The organism is uncultured Oscillibacter sp., assembly GCF_910587525.1.
GTDB lineage: Bacteria > Bacillota > Clostridia > Oscillospirales > Oscillospiraceae > Oscillibacter.
In genome coordinates this window covers 1-2,284 of the sequence record NZ_CAJULS010000232.1, presented here as the reverse complement: position 1 = coordinate 2,284, position 2,284 = coordinate 1, and the positions used below count along the sequence as shown (strand labels likewise).

Sequence of the window (2,284 nt, the reverse complement as noted above, 5' to 3'; positions counted from 1 at the left end):
AGGTATGCGCCCGTGGCGCAGTTGGATAGCGCGTGTGACTCCGACTCACAAGGCCGCTGGTTCGAATCCAGTCGGGCGTACCAGAAACCCGCATAAACGAATTGTTTATGCGGGTTTCTCTTGTCTAAAAGTTGCAATTAAAATTTTAGGGTTGACCGCTACCGCAGCAGTCAACCCTGTTTTTTCAGATTTCGAGACTCTGCTGGAGTGTTTCGCTGGCCGCTTTCTTATTCTTATCGAAGGCGTGGGTGTAAATGTCCAGCGTGGTGGAGGGCTGGGAGTGGCCAAGCAAACTGGCAACGGCAGCTACGTCCGTGCCGTTGGCAATCAGGAGGCTGGCGTTACCTGCCTTACAACGGGCCCGCTGCTGGCCGCTCTTTTAGGTGGAGGACTGCTGGGCGCCGCATTAGGAATGGTTATGCGGGTTGGATCCTCTACCGGGGGATGGATGTGGTCAACTTGGTGATGCACAAGTGTCTTCATTGGCCTGTATCTATTGCCGTCTGGGTAACAGATATACTCGTGTTGTGCATATAGGGCCCCTTTTCCAATACAGAACAAATCCTTTACGAGATCATTATGCTCGCGGTGGAATCCCTGGTGTTGAATCAGGTGATGCTGTTGGGACAATCTCAGATCCAGCTTATGGTCATTTCTCAGCAGTTCGAAGATATTCGTGGAAAGCTGCTTACAGATCTTCAGGCATCTTTCACATTTTAGAGCATTCTGTCCTCTGTGGCTCGGAGCGGTATCCGGTAAAGGGACCATTCGTGGAGTTGACGAAAAGCTCCTTGAAAGTCGATATTTTTGCGAGTGCAAATATTATCAAAAATGTCAAAAGTGCTGCTTTGAATACTTCCTTATCACCGCGAACTCAATAGTTTATGCGGGTTTCTCTTATCTAAAGAAGAACTGCGCCTGCCCCCGGAACAACTCGCCGTACCGGGGCAGGCGCAGTATTTTATTGCGTGTATGCTGCCCTTATAAGGTGAATTTCACAGCGCCGGCTATTTGCTATAATAGGCGGTGAACTCCCGCAGCGTCGGGTTTCCATCCTTGTCTGTCTCAATCCGGAAAGCCTTTGCTGTACAGGCCGACGGGATGAATTTTACAGCGTTGGCGATCTGCAGCGCCGTGTAGTCTGTCCCCAGAGCGGCGTTGATCTCTTTTGCCGTCATGGGAAGAATGCTCAGCACCCCTTCGATCTTTTGCGCTCTCTCGGCTGCATCCCCGCTGGCACTCCTGCTGGCACTCTTGCTGGCGCTCTTGCTGCCTCCAAGCAGTGCAGGGGGCAGGGGAAGGCGGTGCTTTTCCAGGGTTTCCTCCGCCTTCTTTCGAGCCTCTCGTTTCAGGCCTTCCAGCTTCTGTTCGGCCTCTCTGCTCTCTCTTGTAAACTGGGCAATCTGCTCCCTCACCGCCCTTTTCTCGGAAAAGCTGAAGAGTCCCAGCTGCCTCAGTCTCTGCTCCGCGAGGCTTTTCTCCTGCGCAATGCGCTGGACCTCGGCCTTCTGCTTGGCAATCGTCTCTTTTCCCGCTTCAATGGATTTCTGAACATCTGCCTTCAAGGCTTCCACCGCTTTGTTATAGGCGGCCTCCTTCTCCTTCCGCCTCTGTTCCGCATTGTCCATCACTTTTCTATGGGCGGCCTCCCGCCTCTGTCTTTCCGCATCCACGGCAGAGCTGGCGGCGGGACTGGGCGAGGCCTTCGGCGAGGGCGCAGCGCTGCCGTCCCCGCCGCCCAACAGATCGGACAGGTCAATGCTGACGCGGAAACGGGCCTCCTCCCCCGCCTTGGGTTCGATCTCCTCCATGCGGAAGCCCGGCTCACTGGCGAGGGTCCTGGACGCAGGGGCTTTCGGCCCGGAGGGTTTGGCGTTCTTGGCGTTCAGGTAATAAGCGGTATAGTCCTTTTCCGTGTCCACACCGCCTGTGGAGATCCGCCGTTTCACGGTGGTTGTGCCGGCGCCCGAAATCAGCTTTACAGCGACAGCGACCTGGAGGGCGGTATAGTCTGTGCCCAGGGCGGCGTTGATCTCCGCAGCGGTCAGGGGGACATCCGACAGGACCGGCTCAATGATCCTGGCGCGGGCGGCCGTTTCTTCGCTGGCCTTCTGTACGGTGGGCGCGGGCTGGGGCGCGGGTTTTGATGCAGGCTTGGGTGCGGGTTTGGGTGCGGGCTTCGGCGCAGGTTTCGGGGCGGGCTTCGGCGCGGGCTTCGGGGCTGGCGGCGTGCGGCCCTCCAGGGCGGCCATCAGGTCCGCCTCCCGGATGATCTTGATGTCCT

General features: G+C 56.8%; 1 protein-coding gene and 1 tRNA gene. One reads left to right on the top strand and one right to left on the bottom strand.

Translation table 11 applies throughout. The features are described 5' to 3' along the window. Positions 1 to 6: 6 nt before the first annotated feature. Positions 7 to 83, top strand: a tRNA-Arg gene (locus tag QZ326_RS12915). A gap of 924 nt (positions 84 to 1,007) precedes the next feature. Here QZ326_RS12915 and QZ326_RS12910 read toward each other — a convergent pair. Continuing rightward, a partial coding sequence (locus tag QZ326_RS12910; protein ID WP_295745991.1) for a hypothetical protein occupies positions 1,008 to 2,284 on the bottom strand: 1,277 nt, incomplete at its 5' end.